Below are 24826 nucleotides of genomic sequence, written 5' to 3' on the forward strand. Positions count from 1 at the left end.
CATTTCTTTTTCATAGTTAAAACCGATAAGACAAAATCACATAATAAGTGGTACCGTAACCGTACCAATATTTATTTCCAAAAAGAGGTGTTTCTAAAGTTGTATCCTTAATTAATTTTTGAACATTGGCATTTCTACTCTGCTCAAATCCGCCAGTTTTATAGACTTCACCCAAAATATTATTTACACTCACAAACAAACCCAAATAGGAACTATCAATTCGCCACGACTTCCCTCCAATGGCATTTACTAAAAACAAGTCTGGAAATTTTTCTTGCTTCAATAAATTCTCTAAAGAATTTTGTGAAATTTCCTTTCCTGTAACTTCATCTAAATAAGGAACACCATTGGCGTCTTTATAAAAATTTTCTGTTCGTAATAATGGTGCGATTTGTAAATAATTGTGACGCATAAAATTTCCATTGACAGCATACCACCAATAATTAGGATCTCGATATTCAAACCCTACAGAAAAAGCTTGTTGCGGTGTTCCGCCTTGCTTGTAATTTTTTAGATACGCTTTTCCCAAATCGCCTGATTCTTGTAAAAACTGATCGGAATAAATATGCAAGTTTGGATTGTTTGTATAACGATAATCCCCCAAAGCAGCAACTCCGGTTACTTTTATGGTTGATGAAAGGGTTGCTTCCATGCTAAATTCTATTCCCATATTTCTTTTAGAAATTCCGGTTACAGACTGTGCCACAAAATCGGCATTATCACCTCTTAATCCATCGGCATAGACAAAAGTATTTTCTGTTGCATTGTTAAAAAAAGTGCTGTACAAACTGATTTTAGATTTTAATTTGGAAGCTCTGTACTGAAAATTCACATCGCCAGACAACACTTGTTCACTCGCAGCATTTGAAACAAAATCGTGATTAACACGAATATTGGCGTAGGTATTTCTGACAAAGGGCGCCCTGGACAAATAGCCCAAATTGTAGCTGAGTAATTTTCTTCCTGAAATTTTATACAAGCCACTTGTTTTTATATTGGCATTCAAAAATTTCTTGTTTGAGCCTTTTCCCAAAGAATTTTCAGGGTATTGTCCGTTTTTATAAAAACCGGTTCTATTATAAGAAGTAGCACTGAACATTCCAGAAATCGTTCCATCAAATTTAAAAGACTGGTAACTGAATTGGCTGTTCAATTTTACCACATTTGCTTCCATTTGATATTTGTAAGAAAAGTCATCACCTACGGCAACCGTTCTATTGGGCTCAACTAAATTATTTTGTTGTGCCGTACCTTCCAAATACGGATCTATATCTTGAAAACCATTCGCACCAAACAAATCTAAAACCTTGGCATAATTTAAGGAAACACTATTTCTATATTCAAAAGCACCTTGCCATTGAATATGCTCATTAATTTGTTGTGTTGCATTTGTTTTAAAAACCAAAGTAGTTTCCTCATTTCGGTCTTCGTATAAATAATAATTTGCTATTCCTGTTGTATGATTTACGAAATACAAATTTTTCCAATCTACCTGTCCGTCATTTTTAAATTCGGTCAAAGTCAAATACGCATTGGTATAATCTGGATTCTCAGGATCTCTAAAATAATAACTAGGCAGCTTTTTGTAGTAGCTAGGATCTGGATTTGGTGCATTGGCATAACCAAATCTACTGTTGCTAATATGCCTAAATTGATAAGAAAAAGTAGTTTCTAGTTTTAATTTCCGAGAAGGTTTCCAGTAATGGGTCAGCATTAAAATTGGCTCTACAACTTCTTTGATTCTAGAATTTCTTTTGAGTCCGTTTTGCCAACCCCAATACGAATTATAGTTTGTTCCTTTAAGGTCAAAAACCTCTTGGGTGGCCGGTGCCGATTTCCCTCTTCTATTGGGCGTAAAAAAAGCTGAAAAATTTAGGCTATGCCTTTTATTGAATTGTTTTTCTACCGCTGTAAATAAAGAATTGGCATTGTAAGAAGTCCCTTCCATATAAGCTTCTTTAGCAAAACGGCGAGAAGCAGACAAAACAAAATACCAACCTTTTTTTTGCAAGCCTGAAAAATAACTAGCCATTACTCTGCCCTTATAACTACCATTAGATGCGGCATAAGAAACACTGCTTCCTTTTCTATAAGCAGAAGCCCGTGTCAAATAATTGGTACTACCTGCCAACCGACCAAAACTAGCTTCTGAAGCTTCCATACCAAAAGAAAATAATTGATTTCTCAATACATCATTCAAACCACCCCAATTACTCCATTGCGGCCTACCATCAACAATTTTGTTTAGACCGATCCCATTGATCAATACTTCCGTTTCATTACTATCATATCCTCTAATTTTAAACCTAGCTTGTCCGAAATTAAAAGCTGCTGTCCTAACAAAAAGATCTTTTGACGCTTGAAGAAACCCTGTAATATTATCTGCCCCACCATCTACATCTTCTTGTAAATCACCCAAGTCTAAATCGATAAAATTTGCACTTGGCAATTCTTTTGTTTCTGGCTGAAGAAATAAAGTTCCTAATTTTAAAATGGGCTTATTGCCGAGAAGAATTTCTATTTGTTGTGTTTTATAGCCTTCCTTTTCTACAATCAAAACACAAGCTGTTAAGCCTATATTTTTGACAATAAATTCCCCATGCACATCCGTAAATGAGCTACTTGTAAAATTTTCTATCTGTACAGAAACTTTAGGTATGGGCAAGTTTGTACTAGCATCTATAACCGTACCTTGTACCGAGGCCAACTTCTGCGAAAATCCGATAGAAATATTTAATAAAATGACACAACAGAAAATTGCCCCATTTATAACAAATGTGGATTTCTTTTTCATAACAAATTGATAACATAGCACTTACAATTTACAAAATATTAGAGATAGTTAAAAGTATAATTCTTTGTATTTTTAAAATAAAAAGCATGGAAAGAAAAATTCACTGCCTCTTAGCTGTATTGCTAGTACAGTTTTTGAGTGCGCAAACCCGTCAATATAAAATACACACCGTTGCATTTTATAATCTAGAAAATTTATTTGATACCATTGATCATCCCGACAAAATGGATGAAGAAAGCCCGATTTTAAAAATAAAGCACGGACGAACAAAAATCTACCGCCAAAAATTAAACAACATGGCCAAAGTCCTTTCAGAAATTGGTAGAGAAAAGACAAATACCTCCCCTAGTTTAATTGGTGTTGCGGAAATAGAAAACAGAATGGTTTTGGAAGAGCTTATTGCCACCGATTATTTAAAAGCCAAAAACTATGGAATTGTTCATTACGAATCGCCAGACCAACGCGGTATAGATGTAGGTTTGCTGTATAAAAAAGATGTTTTTATTCCTATTTCTCATAAAAATCACGAATTAAAAATTTGGTCAGACAAGGGCTATCGGATTTTTACGCGAGATCAATTAGTTGTTTCTGGTTATTTAGAAAATGAATTGATTTATGTAATTGTCAATCATTGGCCTTCTAGAAGAGGAGGAGAAAAACGAAGTAAGCATTTACGAGAAAAAGCAGCTTTCTTAAACAAAACCATTTGTGATAGTATATTTAATTCCGATAAAAGTGCTAAAATTATTTTGATGGGCGATTTAAATGATGACCCTACAAATTCCAGTCTAAAAACAATTTTACTCACTAAAAAACACAAAAAAAAAGTAGCTCCACTAGAATGGTACAATCCTTTTGAGTTGTTATTTGAACATGGCTATAGCACCTTAGGCTATCGAGACAACATCAATTTATTTGATCAAATTATAGTTAATGGGAATTTGCTTTCGAAAAACAATAATTTCGATGATTTAAAATTTTACCAAGCTCGAATTTTTAACCCTAATTATTTAACGGTTTCTAAAGGAAGGTATAAAGGCTATCCTTATAGAAGTTTTACAAACAACTCTTTTTCTAATGGCTATAGTGATCATTATCCGGTGTATTTGTATTTATTAAAAAAGAGAGGGGAATAAATTTGACAAAACTTCACTTGAATTGTTCTTAGAAAAGAAAGATCTAAAAAGCCTTTTTCATTTTCATTCGATACTAGACACTCGTTACACCTCAAATTTGTATTTTTGCATTTCGTTAAACAGAAATAAATCAACTCATGAGTTTGTCCAAAAGAATATTGGTGAAAATTGGCTCGAATGTACTTACGCTTTCGTCTGGCTTACCAGATGAAAACCGTATTGCGCATATTGTTGAACAAATTTCTGATTTAAAGAAAGAGGGATTTGAAGTGATTTTGGTTTCTTCAGGAGCCGTTGCTGCAGGTAGAAGTATTGTAAATTCTTCCGCCACTTTAGACAAGGTAAGTCAGCGACAAGTATTAGCTTCTATCGGACAAATTCAATTGATGAACATTTACAGCAATTTATTTTTAAAACACAATTTGCTCTGTTCTCAAGTATTGGTAACAAAAGAATCTTTTAGAACAAGAGCTCATTATTTAAATATTAAAAATTGTTTGCATGCTTTATTAAGCAGCAATGTGACGCCAATTATTAATGAAAATGATGTGGTTTCTATTACCGAATTAATGTTTACCGATAATGATGAATTATCCGGCTTAGTAGCTGCTATGATGGATGTAAGTAGTTTGCTATTACTTTCAAATGTTGATGGTATTTTTACAGCTCACCCAAATGAACCTGGCGCTGAACTGATTAAAGAATACCATGAAAACACGGTAAATTTAGAAGATGCTGTTTCTGACACAAAATCAGAATTTGGTAGAGGTGGCATGCTAACCAAAGCCAATACTGCTAAAAAAATTGCCGACTTAGGTTTGGATGTTTATATTGGAAATGGCACGAAAGACAATATCATTAAAGCCTTGTTAAACAAAGAAACAGGTACTTTTTTCAAAGCAGATTCGAAAGAAACATCTACCATTAAAAAATGGGTTGCACAATCTGGAGATTTTTCAGAAGCTTCTATTATTATTAATGATGGTGCTAAAGAAGCTTTATTATCAGAAAAAGCGACAAGCCTTCTGCCCGTTGGGGTAGTTGAAATAAAAGGCACTTTCAAAAAAGGGGATGTGATCAACATTCGAGATACGCATAACAATGCTATAGGCTTAGGAAAAGTTGCTTACGATTCTAACGAGGCGCAAGCTATTATTGGAGACAGAGGGCATACTCCTTTAGTTCACTACAATTACCTCGTATTAAATTAATAATTAATTCATACTTGACGCATAGTGCTATACTAGCAGGAAGCCAAGCATGTAAAAATTAACAAAAATGAACACACAAGAAACATTTATTGCAGTAAAAAAAGCAAGTAGAGAATTGATCTCTTTATCCGCCGATAAGATTCATAAGATTTTAGTCGAAATTTCAGAATTGGCACTAAAGAAAACAGATTTTATTCTTTCTGAAAATCAAAAAGATTTAGATAAAATGGACAAAAACGACCCTAAATATGATCGTTTGTTACTTTCTAAAGAAAGAATTGAAGGAATTGCACAAGACATGGTCAATGTCTCTAATTTAAAAAGTCCGGTAGGAGAAATTCTTTCAAACAAAGAATTAGAAAACGGCTTAAAAATTTCCAAAGTAAGAGTGCCAATGGGAGTCATTGGAATTATTTATGAAGCACGACCAAATGTTTCTTTTGATGTATTTTCACTCTGCTTTAAAACCAACAATGCTTGTATTTTAAAAGGAGGAAGTGATGCTGAATTTTCTAATTTAGCCATCGTTTCTTTGATCAAAGAAGTCTTAAAAAAACACAACATCAATACCGACATTGTTACCTTGTTGCCAACCGATAGACAAGCAACAGCAGACATGTTAAACGCTACGGAATATGTAGATATTATTATTCCTAGAGGAAGTCAAGGCTTGATTAATTTTGTAAGAGACAATGCCAAAGTACCTGTTATTGAAACCGGAGCAGGAATTGTACATACTTACTTTGATGAAAGTGGAGATATTAGCAAAGGTGCCGCCATTGTAAGCAATGCAAAAACTAGAAGAGTAAGTGTTTGTAATGCATTAGACTGTTTGTTACTTCATAAAAATAGATTATCTGATTTACAACAAATTACCGATGCTTTAATTTCTAAAGAAACTGAAATTTTTGCGGATGAAAGTGCCCATGCTGTTTTAAAAGGAAACTATCCAGAAGCTTTGTTGAATTTGGCAGACGAATCGCATTTCGGAATTGAATTTTTATCTAATAAAATGTCGATCAAAACTGTTGGTAATTTAGACGAAGCGTTGAATCATATTGCTAAATACAGTTCTAAACACAGTGAAGCAATTGTAGCGGAAGATGAAGCTACTATTGAACACTATTTAAACAATGTAGATGCTGCTGCAGTTTATGCTAATAGCTCTACTGCCTTTACCGATGGTGCACAATTTGGATTGGGTGCTGAAATTGGAATCAGTACTCAAAAATTACACGCTAGAGGTCCAATGGCCTTAGATGAAATTACCACGTATAAATGGATTGTAAGAGGTACAGGACAGATTCGTGCTTAATTATAAAAATACGCTTAAATATAAAAGCCCTTGAAATTTTTCAAGGGCTTTTATATTTCTACTAAGTAGTTTCTTAAGAATTAACTTTCAACTAAAAAAGTCAAAACCTATTACCATCCAAATGCATCATTTATTTCTTCATAAACTATTTTACCAGAAATAATATTCAATCCTTTTTTTAGACCTTTATCTTTTTCACAAGCAGCTTCCCACCCCATATTTGCTAATTTCAAAGCATACGGTAATGTAACATTCGTTAATGCCATTGTAGACGTACAAGGAACTGCTCCGGGCATATTTGCCACGCTATAATGGACAACGTCATCAATAATATATACAGGATCTTCGTGTGTGGTAGGTCTTGTCGTTTCCACACAACCACCTTGATCTACAGCAACATCAACTATTACTGTACCTGGTCGCATATCTTTTAGCATATCTCGTGTGATAAGATTCGGAGCTTTAGCTCCTTTTAACAAAACACCTCCAATAATTAAATCATGCGTCTTAATATGTTTTCTAATATTAAATTCATTCGAGAATTCTGTAACCACATGTGGTGGCATCACATCATTTACATAACGTAAGCGTTTCATATTTATATCCATAATAGTAACATGAGCCCCCAAACCTGCAGCCATTTTAGCAGCCTGTATACCAACAACTCCAGCACCCAATACCAAAACTTTACCCGGCGCTACACCTGGCACACCACCTAAAAGCACACCTCGCCCTTTTACGGGTTTTTCTAAGTATTTAGCACCTTGTTGAATAGACAACCTTCCAGCAACCTCCGACATAGGTGTTAATAATGGTAATGTTCCTTCAGCATCTTCAACAGTTTCATAGGCAATACAAATTGCCTTCGCCTTAAGCATCGCTTTTGTTAATGCCTCACTTGATGCAAAGTGGAAATAGGTAAATAATAGTTGACCTACTTGAATCAGATCGTATTCTTTAGCTATTGGCTCTTTCACTTTTACAATCATTGCACTCTTTAAATAGACCTCTTCAATCGTATCCAAAATTATTGCCCCAGCCTTTAAGTATTCGTCATTAAAAAAACCGCTCCCTTCTCCAGCATTTGATTGTACATAAACAATATGATTGTTTTTTACTAGTTCGAAAACCCCTGATGGTGTCATACCAACTCTGCTTTCATTATTCTTAATCTCTTTAGGAATACCAACTTTCATCTTGCACAAATTATAATTATTTGGCTAAGTTGTCACAATTAAAATAATAAAGAACACAAATATTCGAAAAATTAAGGGATTGTAGACAATAGCATATAATTTAATACTAAGACACATATTACTTTATGTCTTATGCTATTAGTCCTTCATTTTAGTTAAAAAAATAAAAACTTTTGGTAAGTCATGACGAATTTATTCATGGAATTTTTCATTTTCCATAGGCATATGTTTATATATACAACTGTCAATTAAACATTTACCACTATAGCTATTCTTTTCAGAAAAAAATATTTAGCTTTAAGAAAACTTTTCTTACATGACTAAAACTTCCGACGATTATATGGAACTAGAAAGTGCAAATGGCGCACATAATTACCATCCACTACCTGTAGTTTTAAAAAAAGGAAAAGGCGTTTATCTTTGGGATGTAGAAGGTAAAAAATATTACGATTTTTTAGCAGCCTACTCTGCCGTTAACCAAGGACATTGTCACCCAAAAATTATTGCGGCTATGACAGAGCAAGCAGAAAAATTAACCCTTACTTCAAGAGCGTTTTTTAACGACCAATTGGGTCCTTATGAAAAATTCACCACAGACTTTTTCGGATTTGACAAATTACTGCCTATGAACACTGGCGCAGAAGCTGTTGAAACCGCCATTAAAATTGCGAGAAAATGGGGGTATGAAAAAAAAGGAATTCCTGTTAATAATGCAAAAATTGTAGTGTGTGAAAATAATTTTCACGGAAGAACCACAACCATTATTTCCTTTTCAAACGATCCTGTTGCCAATGAAAATTTTGGTCCTTATACGCCCGGTTTTTTAAAAATACCTTATAACAATTCAACTGCTTTGGAAGAGCTATTGAAAACTGAGCCGAATATTGTTGGTTTTTTAGTCGAGCCAATTCAAGGAGAAGCGGGTATCTTTCCTCCATCTAATTCCTATTTAAAAGAAATAAAAAACCTCTGCACTAAATACAACATCTTATTTATGGCAGATGAAATACAAACAGGAATAGCCCGTACAGGAAGTCTACTAGCAGTTTGTGGAAACTGTACTTGTAAAAACTCCTGTGAGAAACAAGAAACTTACCAAAGACCAGACGTACTCCTATTAGGAAAAGCTTTGAGTGGCGGTACTTATCCTGTAAGCGCTGTTTTAGCCGACAATGAAATTATGGACGTGATTCAAGCAGGACAGCATGGAAGCACCTTTGGTGGGAATCCTATAGCCTCTGTAGTCGCTATTGCTGCTTTACAAGTTGTACAAGACGAAAACCTAATGCATAATGCACGTTTATTAGGAGACCACTTTAGAACTACCTTAAATGATTTTAGGAAAAACTCAAAAATAGTAAAAGAAGTTAGAGGAAGAGGTTTGCTAAATGCCATTGAACTTTTTGAAGCTCCCAACATTCCATCGGCATGGGATATTTGTATTCTATTGATGAAAAAAGGCCTTTTAGCCAAACCTACACATGGAAATATTATCCGATTTACACCACCGCTTGTTATGAACAAAATGGAATTAGATGCCTGCTTAAACATTATAATGGAAACCCTATCAAATTGTGAAACAAAAACTACCACCTTATGAAAGCAATAAAAATTATAAAAAACCGATCTGATATAGGCGCAGGTGCGAGAGGTTCAGATTTAGGGATTGATGCCTTAGAAATTGCTGCCATAAATAAAGAAAATGATTTTTTTAACAGACATGCGTTTATAGATGTTGAAACTAAGAATGAATCTATTTACAACAAAGAAAAAAACTCGTTTGCCAAAAGAATCCAGCATGTTGCAGAACAATGTGAACGTGTTGCTAATTGCACCAAACAAAGCTTGTTAGAAAATAAATTCCCAATCGTATTGTCGGGGGATCATTCCTCGTCACTAGGAACCATTAGTGGTATAAAAGCTGCTTTTCCAAAAAAAGAATTAGGCGTTATTTGGATCGATGCTCATGCCGATATTCACTCTCCCTATTCTTCACCTTCTGGAAACATTCATGGCATGCCTTTGGCTGCTGCTATTGGCGACGATAATATTTATTGTCAGATAAATATTCCTTCCGAAGAAACAGAACTTCACTGGAATAAAATAAAAAACATAGGAACCAAAGGACCAAAACTAAAGCCCGAAAATCTTATTTATTTTGGTGTTAGAGATACTGAAATCCCAGAAGAATATCAATTAACAAAATTCGAAATTAAAAACTACAAAGTCTCAGAAATAAGATACCGAGGTTTAAAAGAATGCTTAGAAGAAACCTTGGAAAAACTAAAAAATTGCGACCAAATCTACATTTCATTTGACGTAGATAGCATGGATTGTGATTTGGTTTCCTATGGAACGGGCACTCCGGTAGCCAAAGGTTTTGACCCAAAAGAAATTATTGAAATCATCAATGGAATTATCGCCTCTAAAAAAGTGGTTTGTGTTGAATTTGTAGAAATCAATCCTTTATTAGACACAAAAGGGAATAAAATGGCCGAAACTGCTTTTTATATTTTAGACCAGATTACCAAAAACCTGAATTAGTTTTATTCTTCTTGTATATCTTTTAACATCAATTGTAAAGACGTATTTCCTTGCCAATGATTTTCATCAATGGTAAAGGCTGCTTTGAATGCATTTCCTGACTGAACCAAAGGGAATTTATCTCCCATACTAAAACCGATGGCATTGTACGTTTTTGCGTCAGCTCCAGAAATTATTGACAATTTTAAATGTGTTTTATCCTCTCCCACTTGTTTTCCATAGCCATTATCTCGCAAACCTCTGGCCATAAAAACAGGGTGCATATTTGCAGGGCCAAATGGAGCCATCTGACTCAGTATTCGAAAATATTTTGGAGTTACTTCTGATAAAAATATTTCACTGTCAATTTTTATTTCTGGTGTTCTTAATTCTTCTGGCATGGTGGCCTTTACAACCTCTTCAAATTTTGCTTTAAATTTCTCGTAATTTTCAGGAGCTAAAGTCAAGCCCGCTGCATACATATGCCCTCCAAATTGCTCAATAAACTCACTGCATTCTTGTAACGCGTTGTATACATCAAATCCGTAAACAGAACGTGCTGATGCGGCCAATTTATCGCCGCTTTTTGTAAAAACAAGGGTGGGTCTGTAATAGGTTTCTATCAATCTAGAAGCCACAATACCAATAACACCTTTATGCCAAGTTTCATGAAAAACAACACTCGTATAGTTTTGTTCCTCATCAGCTTCTTTAATTTGTTGTAAAGCATCTTCTGTTATTTTTTTATCAAGTTCTTTTCTGTCAGAATTATAGGTTTCAATAGCACTGGCAAAAGTTACTGCTTTTTCAAAATTTTGTTCGGTCATTAATTCTACAGCATGCAGACCGTGTTTCATTCTTCCTGCAGCATTTATTCTAGGCGCAATAACGAATACCACATCCGTTATGGTTAGAATTTTCTTTTTTAATTGATGAATAATTGCTCGAATTCCAGGCCTAGGATTTGTATTAATTACCTTCAATCCATGAAAAGCCAATATTCTATTTTCACCATTCATAGGAACAATATCTGCCGCAATTGCAGTAGCAACCAAATCTAGATAAGGCAGCAACTCTTGAAATTCTTGTCCTTTACTTATGGCCAAAGCTTGAATCAATTTAAAGCCAACGCCACAACCACACAATTCATCAAAAGGATAGGTACAATCTTCTCTTTTAGGATCTAAAACTGCGGCTGCTTTTGGAATTTCTGCGCCAGGTCTATGGTGGTCACAAATAATAAAATCGATTCCTTTTTCTTTTGCATAGGCTACTTTTTCAATGGCTTTGATACCACAGTCTAACGCAATAATTAAGGATATATCATTGTCTGAGGCAAAATCTATTCCCATATAGGAAACGCCATAACCCTCTGCATATCGATCTGGAATATAAGTAGTGACTAAATCATAATCTTCTAACAAATAAGAAGACATCAACGCAACAGAAGTAGTTCCATCGACATCATAATCGCCATAGACCATGATATTTTGTCCTTCGGAAATTGCCAACTCAATACGTGCTACTGCTTTGTCCATATCTTTCATTAAATATGGATCGTGGAGCTTCTCAATATCTGGACGGAAGAAATCCTTGGCTTGTTCAAAATCACAAATGCCCCTTTGCACCAATAATTTGGCCAAGGAGTTTTCTATGCCTAATGCTTTCGCAAGCGTATTCACGCTTACAGCATCAGGTTCTGATTTTAATTTCCAACGCATAGCAATTTGTACTTGAAAAAAAATTCTTACTTAAAAAAGTATACCTTCTCTAAAGATACAGAAAAGAATTTAAGTTTTTAGTAAGAAACTGTTTTTCGAAATTTATTCTTCTATATATTCAATAGCAACGGTAACATTGGCAAACTGACGGAACATTTCCATCACACCACAATACCTGTTCACAGATAAATCTACAGCTTTTTCAATTTTTTTCTTGTTAAATTCTTTGTCGTAAAACTTAAACGTAACCTTTACGTTTTTGTAAAATTTAGGATCTTCATCTGTCAATTCTCCAGCAACATCAATAGCAAAATGTGCTACTTCGGCTCTCATTTTTTTCAACAAAGAAGAAATATCCATACCTGCGCAACCTGCCAAAGCAGAAAGCATCATGGCTTTTGGACGAACTCCTTTTCCTTCTCCTCCAAACTCTTCAGCACCATCAATTAAAACTTTTCCTCCTGGCCCTTCTGATTCGAAGTGCATTTTTCCTTTCCAGTTTAACGCTACATTGTGTGTCATACGAACTAATATTTCAAATTATAAACTTTCTTTTAAATCTTGATAAACCTGTGCAATGGTTTTATTTTCTACATGTTTTTCTAGCAATTGTAATTGATCACCTGGCTTCACTTCTCCAGGAGTTATTACGCTAAAATATGCTCCACATTTACTACTCTTCCAAAATTTCTTAACCATGCCACCATCGTTAAAACGCATGCCTAATTTTGAACAAGGTTCTCGATGTTCAGATACGGCAACCTTAGCTGTACCAATTTTAAAAACATCTCCAATATGAAGTTCCGTTTCTTGAAAATCTTCTACAGTTATATTTTCTCCAAACATTCCATACTGCCAATCCAATTCAGGATATTGTGCTTTCCAAAATTCATAATGATCAAGACTGTACATATATACCGCCTTAGAAGCTCCTCCGTGGCACTCTCTATCTATTACCTGATCTTCTTCTACATCTTCCTTCCCTAAAAAAATAGACGTCACAGGGCTTTTAAAAATACCTGTATCAAAAAGCACTCCTTTCCAAGTTATTTTTTTTCTTTCTCCTATGTTGGTCGAAATTACTTTCATGATCCAGTTTTTCGTAAAAATAGATTTGCTGTAAATAGGTTGAATGAGAAGTTACAAAACAAACTTCTCCAATACATCTGCAATCTTTCTGTTATCGGCCAATTGCGGAATTTTATTTTGTCCACCAAATTTACCAATAGACTTCATATATTCATGAAATCCACCTTTAGCTACTTTACTTATTTTTAAGGTTCTTAAAATTTTTCCTTCAATTAAATCTAAATAATAAATATTTTGTTTTTGCATGGCTGTATCTACTTTTTGAGCAAATGCCTCCAAATCTGTAGGTGCTTTATCAAACTCAATAAACCATTGGTGGTAAGGCAAACCTTCTGTTGGGTTGACTTGTGGTGCTACGGTAAATTCATTAATCACCACATCCGTACCTTCGGTAGCATCTTTTAAAGCCTGTTCTACTTCTTTTCCAATAACATGCTCTCCAAATGCAGAAATAAAATGTTTGATTCTACCTGTAACACGAATTCTATAAGGATCCAAAGATGTAAACTCAACTGTATCTCCAATATTATAGCCCCAAAGTCCGGCAGTAGTATTTAAAATAATGACATAGTTTACGCCTAACTCCACATCTTTTAAAGAAATTCTTGTTGGATTTTCATCATAAAATTCATTGGCAGGAATAAACTCATAGAAAATTCCACTGTCCAATTGCAAAAGCATTCCTTTTTCAGTAATTGTATCTTGAAAAGCTATAAAACCTTCCGATGCAGGATACAATTCTATATAATCAATTTTCTTTCCTATTAAGGTTTCAAACTTCTTTTTATACGGTTCAAAATTAACCCCTCCATAAATAAAGAAATTAAATTTTGGGAAAATTTCAGAAACTGTTTTCCCTGTTTTTTCATGTAATTTTTCAAAATACATTTGTACCCAAGAAGGTATTCCACTAATAACCGTCATGTCTTCATTTACGGTTTCTTCAACAATGGCATTTACCTTGGTATCCCAATCTTCAATAATATTTGTTTCCCAACTTGGCAGTCTATTTTTTAACAGATATTTTGGCACATAATGCGCAACAATTCCACTTAAACGACCTAGGTTTATGCCATTTTTATCTTCTAAAATTGGACTTCCCTGTAAAAAAATCATTTTTCCATCTACAAAAGAAGCATCTCCTGTTTGCGCAATGTACATTAAAAGTGCGTTTCGAGCCGACTTGATATGCGTGGGCATAGATTCTTTGGTAATAGGAATGTATTTTGCGCCAGAAGTGGTTCCTGAAGTTTTGGCAAAATACAAAGGTTTCCCTTTCCACAATACATTACTTTCCCCTTCAACAACACGGTCTACATAGGCCCGTAAACCTTCATAATCTACAACGGGAACATGCTTTTTAAAATCTTCATAATTATGAATATTTTTAAAATCATGATCTCTTCCGAAAGCCGTATACTTGGCTTCAGAAATTAGATTTTCAAAAACACAATGTTGTGTTGCAATGGGGTTTTTGGCCCATCTATATACTTTTTTTTGTACGTACTTGGCAAATGGAATTGCAAAAGCTGCTTTTATACTCATTATTCGAATTCAATAAAATTTGTTGGGTTCACTGGATAACCTTCATACCACATTTCAAAATGCAAATGCGGCCCTGTACTATATTCTCCACTTGAACCAGCCATAGATATTACTTCTCCTGTCTGAACAAGGTCTCCTTGTTTTCTATATATTATTTCGTTGTGCTTATACACCGATAAATATTTGTTGATATGCTCAATAATAACCACATATCCTGTTTCTGCGGTCCACTCAGCAAAAACAACTGTTCCGTCGGCAATTGCTTTTACAGCAGTACCTTTGGCTACCGCCACATCAACGGCATAATGTTTTTCTTTTACGCTGTATTCTTCAGTAATAATTCCTTTTACAGGCGCCATAAAAACAACATCGACTTTATTTGTTTCAAAATCGAACAAACTATAACGATCTTCTCTTTCTACGCTTTCTCTAAAAATAGAATCTCTTAAAGAACGTTGGATCAATAAGGAGTCTTTTACACTTAAAACTTCTGTTTTTAACTGATTAATTTCTCCTATAGTTTTTTGCTGATTGTCCGTGATTTTAAATAATAAACTATCAATAACCGCGTCTTTCTCAAAAAGGCTTTGGTTCAATATTTTTCTTTCTTTATCAAAAGAACTGGTCAATTTTAATTCTCTTTCGTTATAAATAGCCCGTTCTCTTTTTTCAATTTCTTGTTGTAGTTTTGCTGTTGTTTTTTTATTCTTTAACAAATCGTCTTTGTTCTCTTTTGAGAAAGAATTTATTAAATTTTGAACCTCCGTGTTTTTCATGGAAATTGAATTTTTTAAATCAGAAATTTCTTTCTTATTTTTTACTAAGTCCAACTTCATTTTCTCATTTATTGCCGTTAAGGCTAACAATTCTTGCTTTTGTTTTTCTGCTGTTTTTTTATTCTTTAACAAATCATCTTTGTTCTCTTTCGACAAAGAGTTTATCAAGTTTTGCACCTCTGTATTTTTCATAGAAATTGAATTTTCCAAATCAGAAATTACTTTCTTATTTTTTACTAAATCCAACTTCATTTTCTCATTTATTTCTGTTAGGGCTAACAATTCTTGTTTTTGCTTTTCTTCAGAAATTTTTAAAGTATCAACAACATATAATTTTAACGAATCGTATTTTTTTTGTTGAATGGCAACCGATTCTTTTGAAATGTGTTCATAATGCGCTTTCCAAGTACTGTCTAAACTCTGTCGAATATTTTCTACAACTTTACGAATGGAATCAGAATTTATTGCTTTTCCAACTAAAGCAATTTCTTTCTCCACCGGTTTCTTTTGATAAGGCAAGGCAATTTCCATGTCTTTCTCTTCACCAATTAAAATTGGCTTCATGGCATTTGTATATTTTTCAATGGTATTTAAATGCATTTGCAAAGAATCTACCTTATAAAACAAATCTGTAGCTTGCTTTTTTAATTTTGTAGAAGAAAAGCCTGGAATGTATTCTTTAATAGGCGTAAAAGCAATTAACAAAACTGTCAAAGCCACCAAAACGATGCTAAAAACACCTCCCAAAACAAAGACATTTAACCGTGTTAGTTTAAATGAAAACCGCTCTTCAAAAGAGTCTTCATTTAACACGACCAGTCGGAACTTTTTGGTGAGTTTTGTTTTTAATTTATTTTTTGCGTGTTTGACCATTCTTATGAAACAAATATAGCAAGTCTATAGCGACTTATTTTTTGTACAGGTTCATTTTATCAACATAATCCCAAACTAGCTTTGGCAGTAGTGGTTGAACATTTTTTCCTGCTTTGATCGCCTTTCTTATTTGTGTAGAAGAAATTTCTACAATAGGTGCCTCAATAAAATGCACTCTATCTTGTGAGATTTTTACTTCTTTTTTATTTTCAAAAACTCTTGGATACACATAAATATCATGATTTTTCACCAATAATTCGTGATTTTTCCATTTGTGTAAACCTTGTAAATTGTCTTCTCCCATAATCAAACTAAATTGATGCTGCGGATATTTTTCTTGAATATGCGCCAAGGTATTTACGGTATAAGAAGGTTGTGGCAGGCCAAATTCAATATCTGTAGGTTTTATGTTTAGATAATCTTCTGTGGCTTGAAAAACCATTTCATAGCGCTGGTAATTATCTAACAAGGTTGCTTTTTTCTTAAACGGATTGTGAGGTGTAACCGCCATCCAAACTTCATCCAAATCAGAATACTCAGCCATATGATTTGCAATAATCAAATGCCCAACATGAATTGGATTAAACGTTCCAAAATAAAGACCAATATTCATACTTCCGCTACTTATTTTATGAGTTGTTTAATAATGAAGACTGTGTTTTAAATAAAGTTTGCCACCAAATCAAAGGCTTCTTTTTTAGCCACTTTCAAATCATCGTTTACCAAAACAACATCAAAATCTTTGGCATAGCTCAATTCTTTTTCAGCTTTGGCAACACGTTCCAAAATTTTATCTTCACTATCGGTTTGTCTATTGCGCAAACGGCGTTCCATTTCTTCCAGCGATGGCGGTTTTACAAAAATCGCCAAAGTTTCTTCTGGAAACTGCGATTTGATATTTAGTCCACCCACGACATCAATATCAAAAACAACATGTTTACCCAAGGCCCAAATTCTTTCCAATTCCGACTTTAAAGTTCCGTAGAAATTATTCGCATACACCTCTTCCCATTCTAAGAATTTTTGGTCATTTATTTTATTTTTAAAGCTTTCTACATCTAAAAAATAGTAATCCTTTCCGTCTACTTCTGCACCTCTAGGTGCCCTTGAAGTTGCAGATATAGAAAAATCTAATTTCAATTCTTCTTGTGCTAATAAATAGCGAACAATGGTAGTTTTACCCGAACCAGACGGTGCTGAAAACACAAATAATTTCCCTTTCTCCATACTTTGGTTTATAAAATATTTAGGACTTGCTCTTTTATTTTTTCCAATTCATTTTTCATCTGAACCACCACTTGCTGCATAGTTGCATAGTTTGATTTAGATCCGGTGGTATTAATTTCTCTTCCAATTTCTTGAACAATAAAACCTAATTTTTTACCATCAGATTTTTCATTCGCCAATTCTTTTAAGAAATATTCTAAATGGTTTGCCAAACGAACCTTTTCTTCATTGATATCTAATTTCTCCAAATAGTAAATAAGTTCTTGTTCGAATCTATTTTCATCAATGGTTACTTTTAACTCATCAATTGCTTTTCTTAAACGAGCTTTTACATGATCCAATCGTTCTTCGTCTAACTTTTCTACCTCTTTTAAATAGGCTTGAATGTTTTCAATTCTTTCAATAAAATCTGCTTCTAATGAAAAAGCTTCATCTTTTCTATATTGAACAATTTCCGCAATAGCTTCATCAATTCCTTCCGAAATTATTTTCCACTCATCCGCATCAAACTCTTCTCTAACTGTTTTTAAAGCATCGGGTAATTGCATGGCGATTTTTAAAAAATCAACCGTTTCACCAGCAGTAATTTCCTTTAATTCTTCAATATATTTAGCAACAACAGGTTTGTTAATAGCTGTTTGCGTTTCTTCGGCAGTCATTTCTACATAAATAGAAAAATCTACTTTTCCACGCATCAAAGATTTTGCTAATCTTTTGCGAATTTCAATATCCTTTTCTTTGTAATACGAAGGAATCCTTGTATTTAAATCTAAGTTTTTACTGTTAAGCGACTTTATTTCGATGGTTACTTTTTTAGCAGGCAATTGTAATACCGACTTTCCGTAACCTGTCATTGATTGTATCATTATTCTAAATCTAAAAATTAGGCAAATTTACTGATTTTAAATGAGAGTAGCCTTTCAATTTCTATCGGTCTTTTTTAGTCTTCAACCACGGGTTTGGTTACCAAATATACCCCTGCAAAAATTAATAAAGTTGAAGCTACTTTTACCAACGAAAGCGTATCACTACCAACATACAAAGCATACATACTTGCAAAAACTGGATGTAAATACACAAACACACCTACTGTTGTAGGCTTCAGTTTGGACAAGGCAAATAAATTAAATAAGTAATTGACAAACGTTGAAAAAACGACAACAAATAACAATCGTAAATACATATCGTCAGGAAACACCGCCCAATTTACTTCTTGAATTTCTGTAAAAGAAAAAGGCAGCACTATAAAAACGCCTATTAAATACATCCATTTTACGACATGCACAGGATGGTATTTTTTTAATAATTTTTTAGTGATGACTAAATACAGACCATAGAATGCAGCATTTAAATACACCAATAAATTTCCTAGAATGGCATGTTCCGCCTGCTCTAAGTGATTTCCATAAGTAATCAACAACAACGCCCCTATAAAACCAATAACAATCCCAATTATTTTTTTCTTAAATAGTTTTTCCTTTAGCAGCCAAGCAGAAAAAATAAGCACCATAATTGGCGTCATTACCCCTATAGCCGAAGCGGTAATAGGTGTGGTATAGTTTAAGCCTTTATAAAAACAAAGCATATTTAAACTTGTTCCAAAAATGGCTCCCAAAACAATTCTCGGATAATCTTCTCTGTCAATTTTTTCTTTTTTCAGAAACAGTGAAGAAATCCAAAAAAGCACACAGGTTCCAAATACTCTAAAAAAGATCAAAGCAAAAGGCTGTACATAATTAGGCATTAAATCCTTGGCAATTGTATAGGAAGCTCCGTAAATTAAAGCTGTACAAAACGCAGCAAGAAGCGCAAAATTTCTACTGTTCATCTCAAAAAATTAAGCCACAAAGATGCTTATATTTTATTCAACAAAACAAAGAATCTAAAAAATATTGGAAAATCTTAAAGGAAAAAATTGACCAGTGCAAAAAGAGCCAAACACAAGAGTGTAACTTCTTTTAACCATTGTCTAGGCAATACTTCTATCAACTGCCCCACTAATAAAGAAACAGGAATAAACAGCAATAAAAGTTCGGACCCTTTTTTCTCAGGACTCATATAAATTAGCACAACTCCAACAAATAACATTCCTAAAGTTATTACATAGTGCAATCGATAGCTATTACTAACCGCAATAATTCTAACAAAATTAACCATTAATGAAAAAAATGCAAGCACACCTAACACGATAAACGACAACCAATTTTCATCAATTAAGACATTAGAGAACTGAATACTAAATGTATATTGCTTATAAAAAAAAGGCATTGCATCTGTTAAATAGCAATAGGTAAAGAAAAATAGACTTGGAACCAATATTCCTACCAGGGGGAGTATAAACTTACGAATCGTATAATTGGTAAAAATAATCACCGCAATAATGACTACCAAAAAATAAAGAATTGTCCAATTAAAAAAAGGAATGGCCAAACCTAATAAAAGTCCAATATCAAATAATTTTGACGTTATATTGTCCTTTTTAATCAAACTTGTAATTCTTCTATAAAAGAATACAATAGCAAGCGCAATGGCTATTGAAAAATCTATTTGAATCGCTTTTGGAAACATCCCATAAGCCAAAACCATCAACAATGCAGCGTAAAGATTGTTGTTTGAAACACTAAACTTGATGAAATTTTGTCCGGAAAGTAATAAAAACAGTAGGTGTAACAAAAGCAAACCAAATAGTTTACCCACAAAAAACACAGTAAATACGTGCTCTTCAGACACCAAAACTGCCATTAAATAAAAAACACAAAACAAGCCACCAAGAACTATACTATTAATCGGTTTAGTTTTTTCAAAAAAATTGGCTAGCATGCTTAGATTTTATATTTTTGCAAACGTAAAGATAATTAAGTTATGATAGCAAACAATATATTTAAAGCAATTGGAGATTTCTGTACAAACGTACTTTTTGCACCTTTCAACGGATTTCGTTTTTTAGACAACTGGTGGACATCAAACATCATCAATTTTGCTTTTATTGCAGTTTTCTTTGTTTTATTGGCCTACTGGATGCGTGAGTCTATAAAATTCAAAAAAGAAGGTACTGAAGACTTACCTAAATAATAGTATCTTTTGGGAAGTAAAAATAAATTGAAACGTTTCAACGAAAATGAAACGTTTTCAAATGTCATTCAACCCACTCGTGAAGAGGTTACGGGTAATTTCCCTTATAAAGGAAAATGGAATTCTTTTTTCAAAAATGACAATCCAATCGTTTTAGAATTAGGTTGTGGAAAAGGAGAATATACAATTGCCTTGGCTGAAAAAAATCCGAATGTTAATTATATCGGAATTGACATAAAAGGAGCTCGCTTTTGGAGAGGAGCAAAAACAGCATTGGAAGAAAACTTGCCAAATGTTGCTTTTATTAGAACACAAATTGAATTGGTTGATTTCTGTTTTGCAGAAAACGAAGTAAGTGAAATTTGGATTACTTTTCCAGATCCCCAAATCAAATACAAAAGAACCAAACACCGTTTAACAAACGAGGCGTTTTTAAAAAAATACCATCATATTTTAAATGATGAAGGTATTGTACATTTAAAAACCGACAGTGAATTTATGCACGGATACACTTTAGGTCTATTACATGGTCAAGGACAAGAAGTTTTGTATGCACACCATGATGTATATTCAAATCACTTAAGTCCTGAAGTTGTGATAAACACACAAACTTTTTACGAAAAACAATACTTAGAGGTAAAAAAAGCAATTACCTATATCAAGTTCCGTTTGAAATATTAGTTTCCAAAAATTTTGAAACTGTACTTTTATAAGTATAAACCACTACCTAGAATTGGGGAGATGAAAATTCAATCATTATGGGGTATTGCCGTAAATATGCATTCTTCGTATCTTGCACGTAGATTAATCCTACCCCTAAATTACTAGTTCTAGTATACTAAATAGCCTAAAAAGAAATTTTTAGGCTATTTAGTTTTAAACAACTAACAAGCTCATTTACAACCAAAATCAAGTAAAAAAGCAACAAGAAACACTTGCTATTGCTTTGAAAAACCGTTCCTTTTTACAGATCTCTAATAAAATTAATATTTGTTTTTACAAACCAATTTTAGTGTAAATTTGCGTTCTCAAAACAAACAACACTATTATGGACGAAACGCCATTTGTATTATTAGGTAAAGAAATTCCGAGAGGAGGGTCTGCAGTATTAGATTTAGAAGTTGCCAAATTACACACCCGAACTCCTGTTAAAGTTCCCGTAATTGTAGAACGATCTTTAAAAGACGGTCCTGTTTTATTGTTAATGGCAGGAATACATGGAGACGAAGTAAATGGCGTTGCTATTTTAAGAGAAATCATTCGAAAAAAATACAACAAACCACAAACAGGAACCATTATCTGTATTCCGGTATTCAATATTTTTGGTTACCTAATTCAAACCAGAGAATTTCCTGATGGAAAAGACTTAAACAGAGTTTTTCCTGGAGCAAACAATGGTTCTATGGCAGCACAATTTGCCTATGCTTTTACAGAAAACATAGCACCATATGTAGATTATGTTATCGATTTTCATACCGGTGGTGCTGAAAGAGATAATGCTCCACAAATTAGATGTGTTTTATCCGATGAGAAAACAACAGAATTGGCTAAAATATTCAATGCTCCTTATATCATCAATTCTAGTTATGTTTCTAAATCGGTAAGAGAAACGTTGAATAAAATGAAGAAAACAGTATTGCTTTACGAAGGAGGAAAATCTAAAAACTTAGATTTAAATGTAATCGAGTGTGGAGTCAATGGTGCTGTTAATGTCATGAATTATTTAGGAATTCAAAATGGGTCCGTTGAGGAAAATTGTAATTCTATAATTATTGATAAAACAAAATGGATTCGTTCTCCTTATTCAGGAATGTTTAAACTATTGGTAAAAAACGGCAGTAAAGTCGCTAAAAAAGAAGTCCTTGGAATTATTCAAGATCCTTTTGGAGATTTCGAAAAAAAGATAGTCGCACCGTTTGATTGCCATGTATTTTGTGTAAATACGTATCCGATCATCAATAAAGGAGATGCCTTATTTCATGTAAGTTTAGAACTTTAAGTTCTTTTTTGAATAGCTTCAGTAGAAAATTCTAAACAAATTTCTGCTGAAGTTTCCAAAGCTTTGCTATGATTGAAAAAAATTGTTTGCTTGTTGTACAGTGCTTCCACCAAAAACAAACCTTCTTTAAAAAAAGAATGCTTCACTACTGCTTTTATCGCTGATTTTTCAACACATTTAATTTCATCAGGATACAGTAAAATTTTATTTTCTAGCTTCGGGATTTTAATTTCATTTACATCTCCAAAAAAAGAAGCTACGTATTTAGATTTCGGATTTTGATATAAATTCTGTGGAGTATCTACAGAAACTAATCGTCCTTCTTTCATCACCAGTATTTTATCGGCAAAGGACAAGGCATCCGTGCTGTCATGTGTAGCGACCAAGCAACCAATATTTTTACTTTTCAAATACGAAAAAAGCTTTCGTCTTAAATTGTTTTTTCTAAAGTTATCAATATGACTAAAGGGCTCATCCAACAATAACAATTCTGGTTCTTTGGCCAAAACTCGAGCCAAAGCAACCCGCTGTTTTTGTCCGCCACTTAAGTTTTTAACCTTTGTTTTTGCAAAAGGAACCATGTCTACCACTTCCAGCAACTCCGCTGTTCGTTCTCTTTTTTTCTTCGGAAATCTGTTTGGTAAAAATTTACCAATATTTTCTTCTACTGTAGTAAAAGGCATCAAGTCAAAATCCTGCGACAGATACTTCATAAAAGGTTCTCCAGGAATTAAATAATGATTTGGACCTAGCAACTTTATTCCGTCCCATGAAACGACTCCTTGATCAATATGCAGGAGACCGTAAATTATTTCTAATAAAGTACTCTTCCCACAGCCACTTTCTCCAATTATGGCAATATATTCACCTTTATTCGCAAAAAAAGAGACGTCTTTTACGACCTCTCTTTTTGTATATGCAAATGTAACTTTTTGAACGTTTAACACTATTTTCTAATATACTTTAACTTTTTTTCAATAGTAGAAATCATCATTCCTGCAATATCTTTCTCTGTAGCTGTTTCAATTCCTTCCAAACCTGGAGAAGAATTTACTTCTAACAATAAGGGTCCTTTATTAGAACGGATCAAATCTACACCAGCAACTTCTAAGTTTAAAACTTTGGCGGCTTTTATTGCTAATTTTTTTTCTTCAGGTGTAATTCTAACAATATTTGCAGAACCTCCTTGATGAATATTTGCTCTAAACTCACCTTTCATAGCAACTCTTTCTATAGAGGCTACTACTTTTCCATCAATAACAAAACAACGCAAATCTTTACCATTGGCTTCTTTGATAAATTCTTGAACCAATATATTTGTCTTCAAACTTTTAAAAGCATTGATCACACTTTCAGCGGCTTTGTTCGTTTCTGCTAAAACAACTCCTTTTCCTTGCGTACTTTCTAATAGCTTAATAATTAAAGGAGCGCCGTTTACCATCTCTATCAATTCTTTGGTTTCTAAGGGAGAATTTGCAAATCCTGTTGTTGGAATTTGGATACCGTGTTTAGAAAACAATTGAGAAGAAAACAATTTATCTCTTGATTGAGAAATAGACGATGCATGATTTTGAATATAAGTCCCTATCGAATCAAATTGACGAATTAAAGCACAACCATAAAAAGTCATACTCGGCTTAATTCTTGGAATAATTGCATCTAAATCATTGATAATTTTACCACCTCTATAATGAATTTCAGGTGTATCTGCATCCATTTTCATGTAGCACTGCTGTGCATTTAAGAAAAACATTTGATGGCCACGTTGTCTTCCAGCTTCCATAATTCGTTTGTTACTATACAAATCTGGATTACTCGCCAAAACACCAATTTTCAACCCACCCTCTTGTGGCCCGTCAATTTTATAAAAATTTTCAATTTCTTCTTCTGTAAAATTAGACAAACATTGCTGTGCAGATGGATCAATAATCAATCTAGAATTCATGGCTTGTCTACCCAATAACATACGGAACCCCATAGAATCTCTGTCTGCCAAAGTAACTTCTATCTCCCATGTCATTCCTCCCAAAGTAATATCAGTAGCAATTACAAATCTTTTTTCACTGATACCAGAAGTACTTTTTATATAACGTGTACTTATAACTTTCGATTCGCAATGAATGCTAACACTTGGGTTAGATTGCATTGGAAAAACCTCATAACGCACCCATTTTTCAGCACCCTTTTTAAATGGTGTAATATTTAACGCATGTAATGCGGATGTTTTGGCTCCTGAATCAACCCTTACATTAATTGCAGGGATTTTTAGCCCGTAAAGAGAACACCATTCTTCTCTTCCAATAATCATTTTTTCCATTCTATCTATTTTCTTAGAAAAACAAATATATT

Annotated in this window: 22 protein-coding genes; 8 read left to right on the forward strand and 14 right to left on the reverse strand. The window is 33.6% G+C overall.

From position 1 onward, the window contains the following. Nucleotides 1-16 precede the first annotated feature (16 nt). Nucleotides 17-2794, reverse strand: a complete 2778-nt coding sequence (locus FGM02_RS04000) for a carboxypeptidase-like regulatory domain-containing protein (RefSeq protein ID WP_139957022.1) — start codon at nucleotides 2792-2794, stop codon at nucleotides 17-19. A gap of 86 nt (nucleotides 2795-2880) precedes the next feature. On the opposite strand from FGM02_RS04000, the gene FGM02_RS04005 reads away from it, so the two are divergent. The 3 genes from FGM02_RS04005 (at nucleotide 2881) to FGM02_RS04015 (ending at nucleotide 6456) form a co-directional block, all read left to right on the forward strand. After that, on the forward strand, nucleotides 2881-3930 hold the full coding sequence (locus FGM02_RS04005) for an endonuclease/exonuclease/phosphatase family protein (protein WP_139957023.1): 1050 nt from the start codon (nucleotides 2881-2883) through the stop codon (nucleotides 3928-3930). Between the two features lie 137 nt (nucleotides 3931-4067). Continuing rightward, entirely contained in the window at nucleotides 4068-5141 is a 1074-nt protein-coding gene (gene proB / locus FGM02_RS04010) for a glutamate 5-kinase (RefSeq protein ID WP_139957024.1), read from the forward strand. Between the two features lie 67 nt (nucleotides 5142-5208). Beyond that, nucleotides 5209-6456 (forward strand): glutamate-5-semialdehyde dehydrogenase, encoded by a 1248-nt coding sequence (locus FGM02_RS04015; RefSeq protein WP_139957025.1) that lies wholly within the window; start codon nucleotides 5209-5211, stop codon nucleotides 6454-6456. 110 nt (nucleotides 6457-6566) lie between these two features. Here FGM02_RS04015 and ald read toward each other — a convergent pair whose 3' ends face one another. Continuing rightward, complete coding sequence (ald, locus tag FGM02_RS04020) at nucleotides 6567-7652, reverse strand: alanine dehydrogenase (protein WP_139957026.1); 1086 nt, start codon at nucleotides 7650-7652, stop codon at nucleotides 6567-6569. Nucleotides 7653-7968: 316 nt separating this feature from the next. On the opposite strand from ald, the gene rocD reads away from it, so the two are divergent. Together rocD and FGM02_RS04030 are read left to right on the forward strand one after the other, a co-directional pair. Further along, nucleotides 7969-9252 (forward strand): ornithine--oxo-acid transaminase, encoded by a 1284-nt coding sequence (gene rocD / locus FGM02_RS04025; protein WP_139957027.1) that lies wholly within the window; start codon nucleotides 7969-7971, stop codon nucleotides 9250-9252. Then, nucleotides 9249-10196 carry an arginase gene (locus FGM02_RS04030; protein ID WP_139957028.1) on the forward strand — a complete coding sequence of 316 codons (948 nt, stop codon included), beginning with the start codon at nucleotides 9249-9251 and terminating at the stop codon, nucleotides 10194-10196. Before rocD ends, FGM02_RS04030 begins: the two co-directional genes overlap by 4 nt. A 2-nt stretch (nucleotides 10197-10198) precedes the next feature. Here the strand turns inward: FGM02_RS04030 and recJ are convergent, their stop codons facing one another. The 10 genes from recJ to FGM02_RS04080 all read right to left on the reverse strand — a co-directional run bounded on the left by recJ (nucleotide 10199) and on the right by FGM02_RS04080 (nucleotide 20226). Further along, nucleotides 10199-11896 carry a single-stranded-DNA-specific exonuclease RecJ gene (gene recJ / locus FGM02_RS04035; protein WP_139957029.1) on the reverse strand — a complete coding sequence of 566 codons (1698 nt, stop codon included), beginning with the start codon at nucleotides 11894-11896 and terminating at the stop codon, nucleotides 10199-10201. 102 nt (nucleotides 11897-11998) lie between these two features. Next, the gene (locus FGM02_RS04040) at nucleotides 11999-12418 is read right to left on the reverse strand and encodes an OsmC family protein (protein ID WP_139957030.1); all 420 of its coding nucleotides are present in this window, start codon (nucleotides 12416-12418) and stop codon (nucleotides 11999-12001) included. 18 nt (nucleotides 12419-12436) lie between these two features. After that, nucleotides 12437-12985, reverse strand: coding sequence for an MOSC domain-containing protein (locus FGM02_RS04045; RefSeq protein WP_139957031.1), 549 nt, complete (start codon nucleotides 12983-12985; stop codon nucleotides 12437-12439). Between the two features lie 51 nt (nucleotides 12986-13036). Further along, nucleotides 13037-14530, reverse strand: a complete 1494-nt coding sequence (locus FGM02_RS04050; RefSeq protein WP_139957032.1) for a GH3 auxin-responsive promoter family protein — start codon at nucleotides 14528-14530, stop codon at nucleotides 13037-13039. Beyond that, nucleotides 14530-16179: a murein hydrolase activator EnvC family protein gene (locus FGM02_RS18360; protein WP_317133619.1), complete on the reverse strand. Its 1650-nt coding sequence runs from the start codon at nucleotides 16177-16179 to the stop codon at nucleotides 14530-14532. Before FGM02_RS18360 ends, FGM02_RS04050 begins: the two co-directional genes overlap by 1 nt. 34 nt (nucleotides 16180-16213) lie before the next feature. Next, the gene (gene nadD / locus FGM02_RS04060) at nucleotides 16214-16792 is read right to left on the reverse strand and encodes a nicotinate (nicotinamide) nucleotide adenylyltransferase (protein WP_139957033.1); all 579 of its coding nucleotides are present in this window, start codon (nucleotides 16790-16792) and stop codon (nucleotides 16214-16216) included. A gap of 47 nt (nucleotides 16793-16839) precedes the next feature. Next, nucleotides 16840-17406, reverse strand: a complete 567-nt coding sequence (gmk, locus tag FGM02_RS04065; protein WP_139957034.1) for a guanylate kinase — start codon at nucleotides 17404-17406, stop codon at nucleotides 16840-16842. 8 nt (nucleotides 17407-17414) lie between these two features. Next, nucleotides 17415-18272: a YicC family protein gene (locus FGM02_RS04070; RefSeq protein ID WP_243739350.1), complete on the reverse strand. Its 858-nt coding sequence runs from the start codon at nucleotides 18270-18272 to the stop codon at nucleotides 17415-17417. Between the two features lie 74 nt (nucleotides 18273-18346). Beyond that, on the reverse strand, nucleotides 18347-19234 hold the full coding sequence (locus FGM02_RS04075) for a DMT family transporter (protein ID WP_139957035.1): 888 nt from the start codon (nucleotides 19232-19234) through the stop codon (nucleotides 18347-18349). A gap of 74 nt (nucleotides 19235-19308) precedes the next feature. After that, on the reverse strand, nucleotides 19309-20226 hold the full coding sequence (locus FGM02_RS04080) for a DUF6427 family protein (protein ID WP_139957036.1): 918 nt from the start codon (nucleotides 20224-20226) through the stop codon (nucleotides 19309-19311). A gap of 42 nt (nucleotides 20227-20268) precedes the next feature. On the opposite strand from FGM02_RS04080, the gene FGM02_RS04085 reads away from it, so the two are divergent. The 3 genes from FGM02_RS04085 (at nucleotide 20269) to FGM02_RS04095 (ending at nucleotide 22477) form a co-directional block, all read left to right on the forward strand. Further along, nucleotides 20269-20478: a DUF6341 family protein gene (locus FGM02_RS04085; RefSeq protein ID WP_139957037.1), complete on the forward strand. Its 210-nt coding sequence runs from the start codon at nucleotides 20269-20271 to the stop codon at nucleotides 20476-20478. 9 nt (nucleotides 20479-20487) lie between these two features. Continuing rightward, nucleotides 20488-21159: a tRNA (guanosine(46)-N7)-methyltransferase TrmB gene (trmB, locus tag FGM02_RS04090; RefSeq protein ID WP_139957038.1), complete on the forward strand. Its 672-nt coding sequence runs from the start codon at nucleotides 20488-20490 to the stop codon at nucleotides 21157-21159. A gap of 367 nt (nucleotides 21160-21526) precedes the next feature. Further along, nucleotides 21527-22477 (forward strand): succinylglutamate desuccinylase/aspartoacylase family protein, encoded by a 951-nt coding sequence (locus FGM02_RS04095; protein ID WP_139957039.1) that lies wholly within the window; start codon nucleotides 21527-21529, stop codon nucleotides 22475-22477. On the opposite strand, the gene FGM02_RS04100 is transcribed toward FGM02_RS04095, so the two are convergent. Continuing rightward, complete coding sequence (locus FGM02_RS04100; RefSeq protein WP_139957040.1) at nucleotides 22474-23424, reverse strand: ABC transporter ATP-binding protein; 951 nt, start codon at nucleotides 23422-23424, stop codon at nucleotides 22474-22476. The two genes, FGM02_RS04095 and FGM02_RS04100, sit on opposite strands and share 4 nt — an antisense overlap. Continuing rightward, nucleotides 23424-24794 carry a 30S ribosomal protein S6--L-glutamate ligase gene (rimK, locus tag FGM02_RS04105; protein WP_139957760.1) on the reverse strand — a complete coding sequence of 457 codons (1371 nt, stop codon included), beginning with the start codon at nucleotides 24792-24794 and terminating at the stop codon, nucleotides 23424-23426. The genes FGM02_RS04100 and rimK overlap by 1 nt, the downstream gene beginning before the upstream one ends. Nucleotides 24795-24826 lie beyond the last annotated feature (32 nt).

Origin of the sequence: Flavicella sediminum (assembly GCF_006381105.1) — a bacterium.
Taxonomy (GTDB): Bacteria; Bacteroidota; Bacteroidia; order Flavobacteriales; family Flavobacteriaceae; genus Flavicella; species Flavicella sediminum.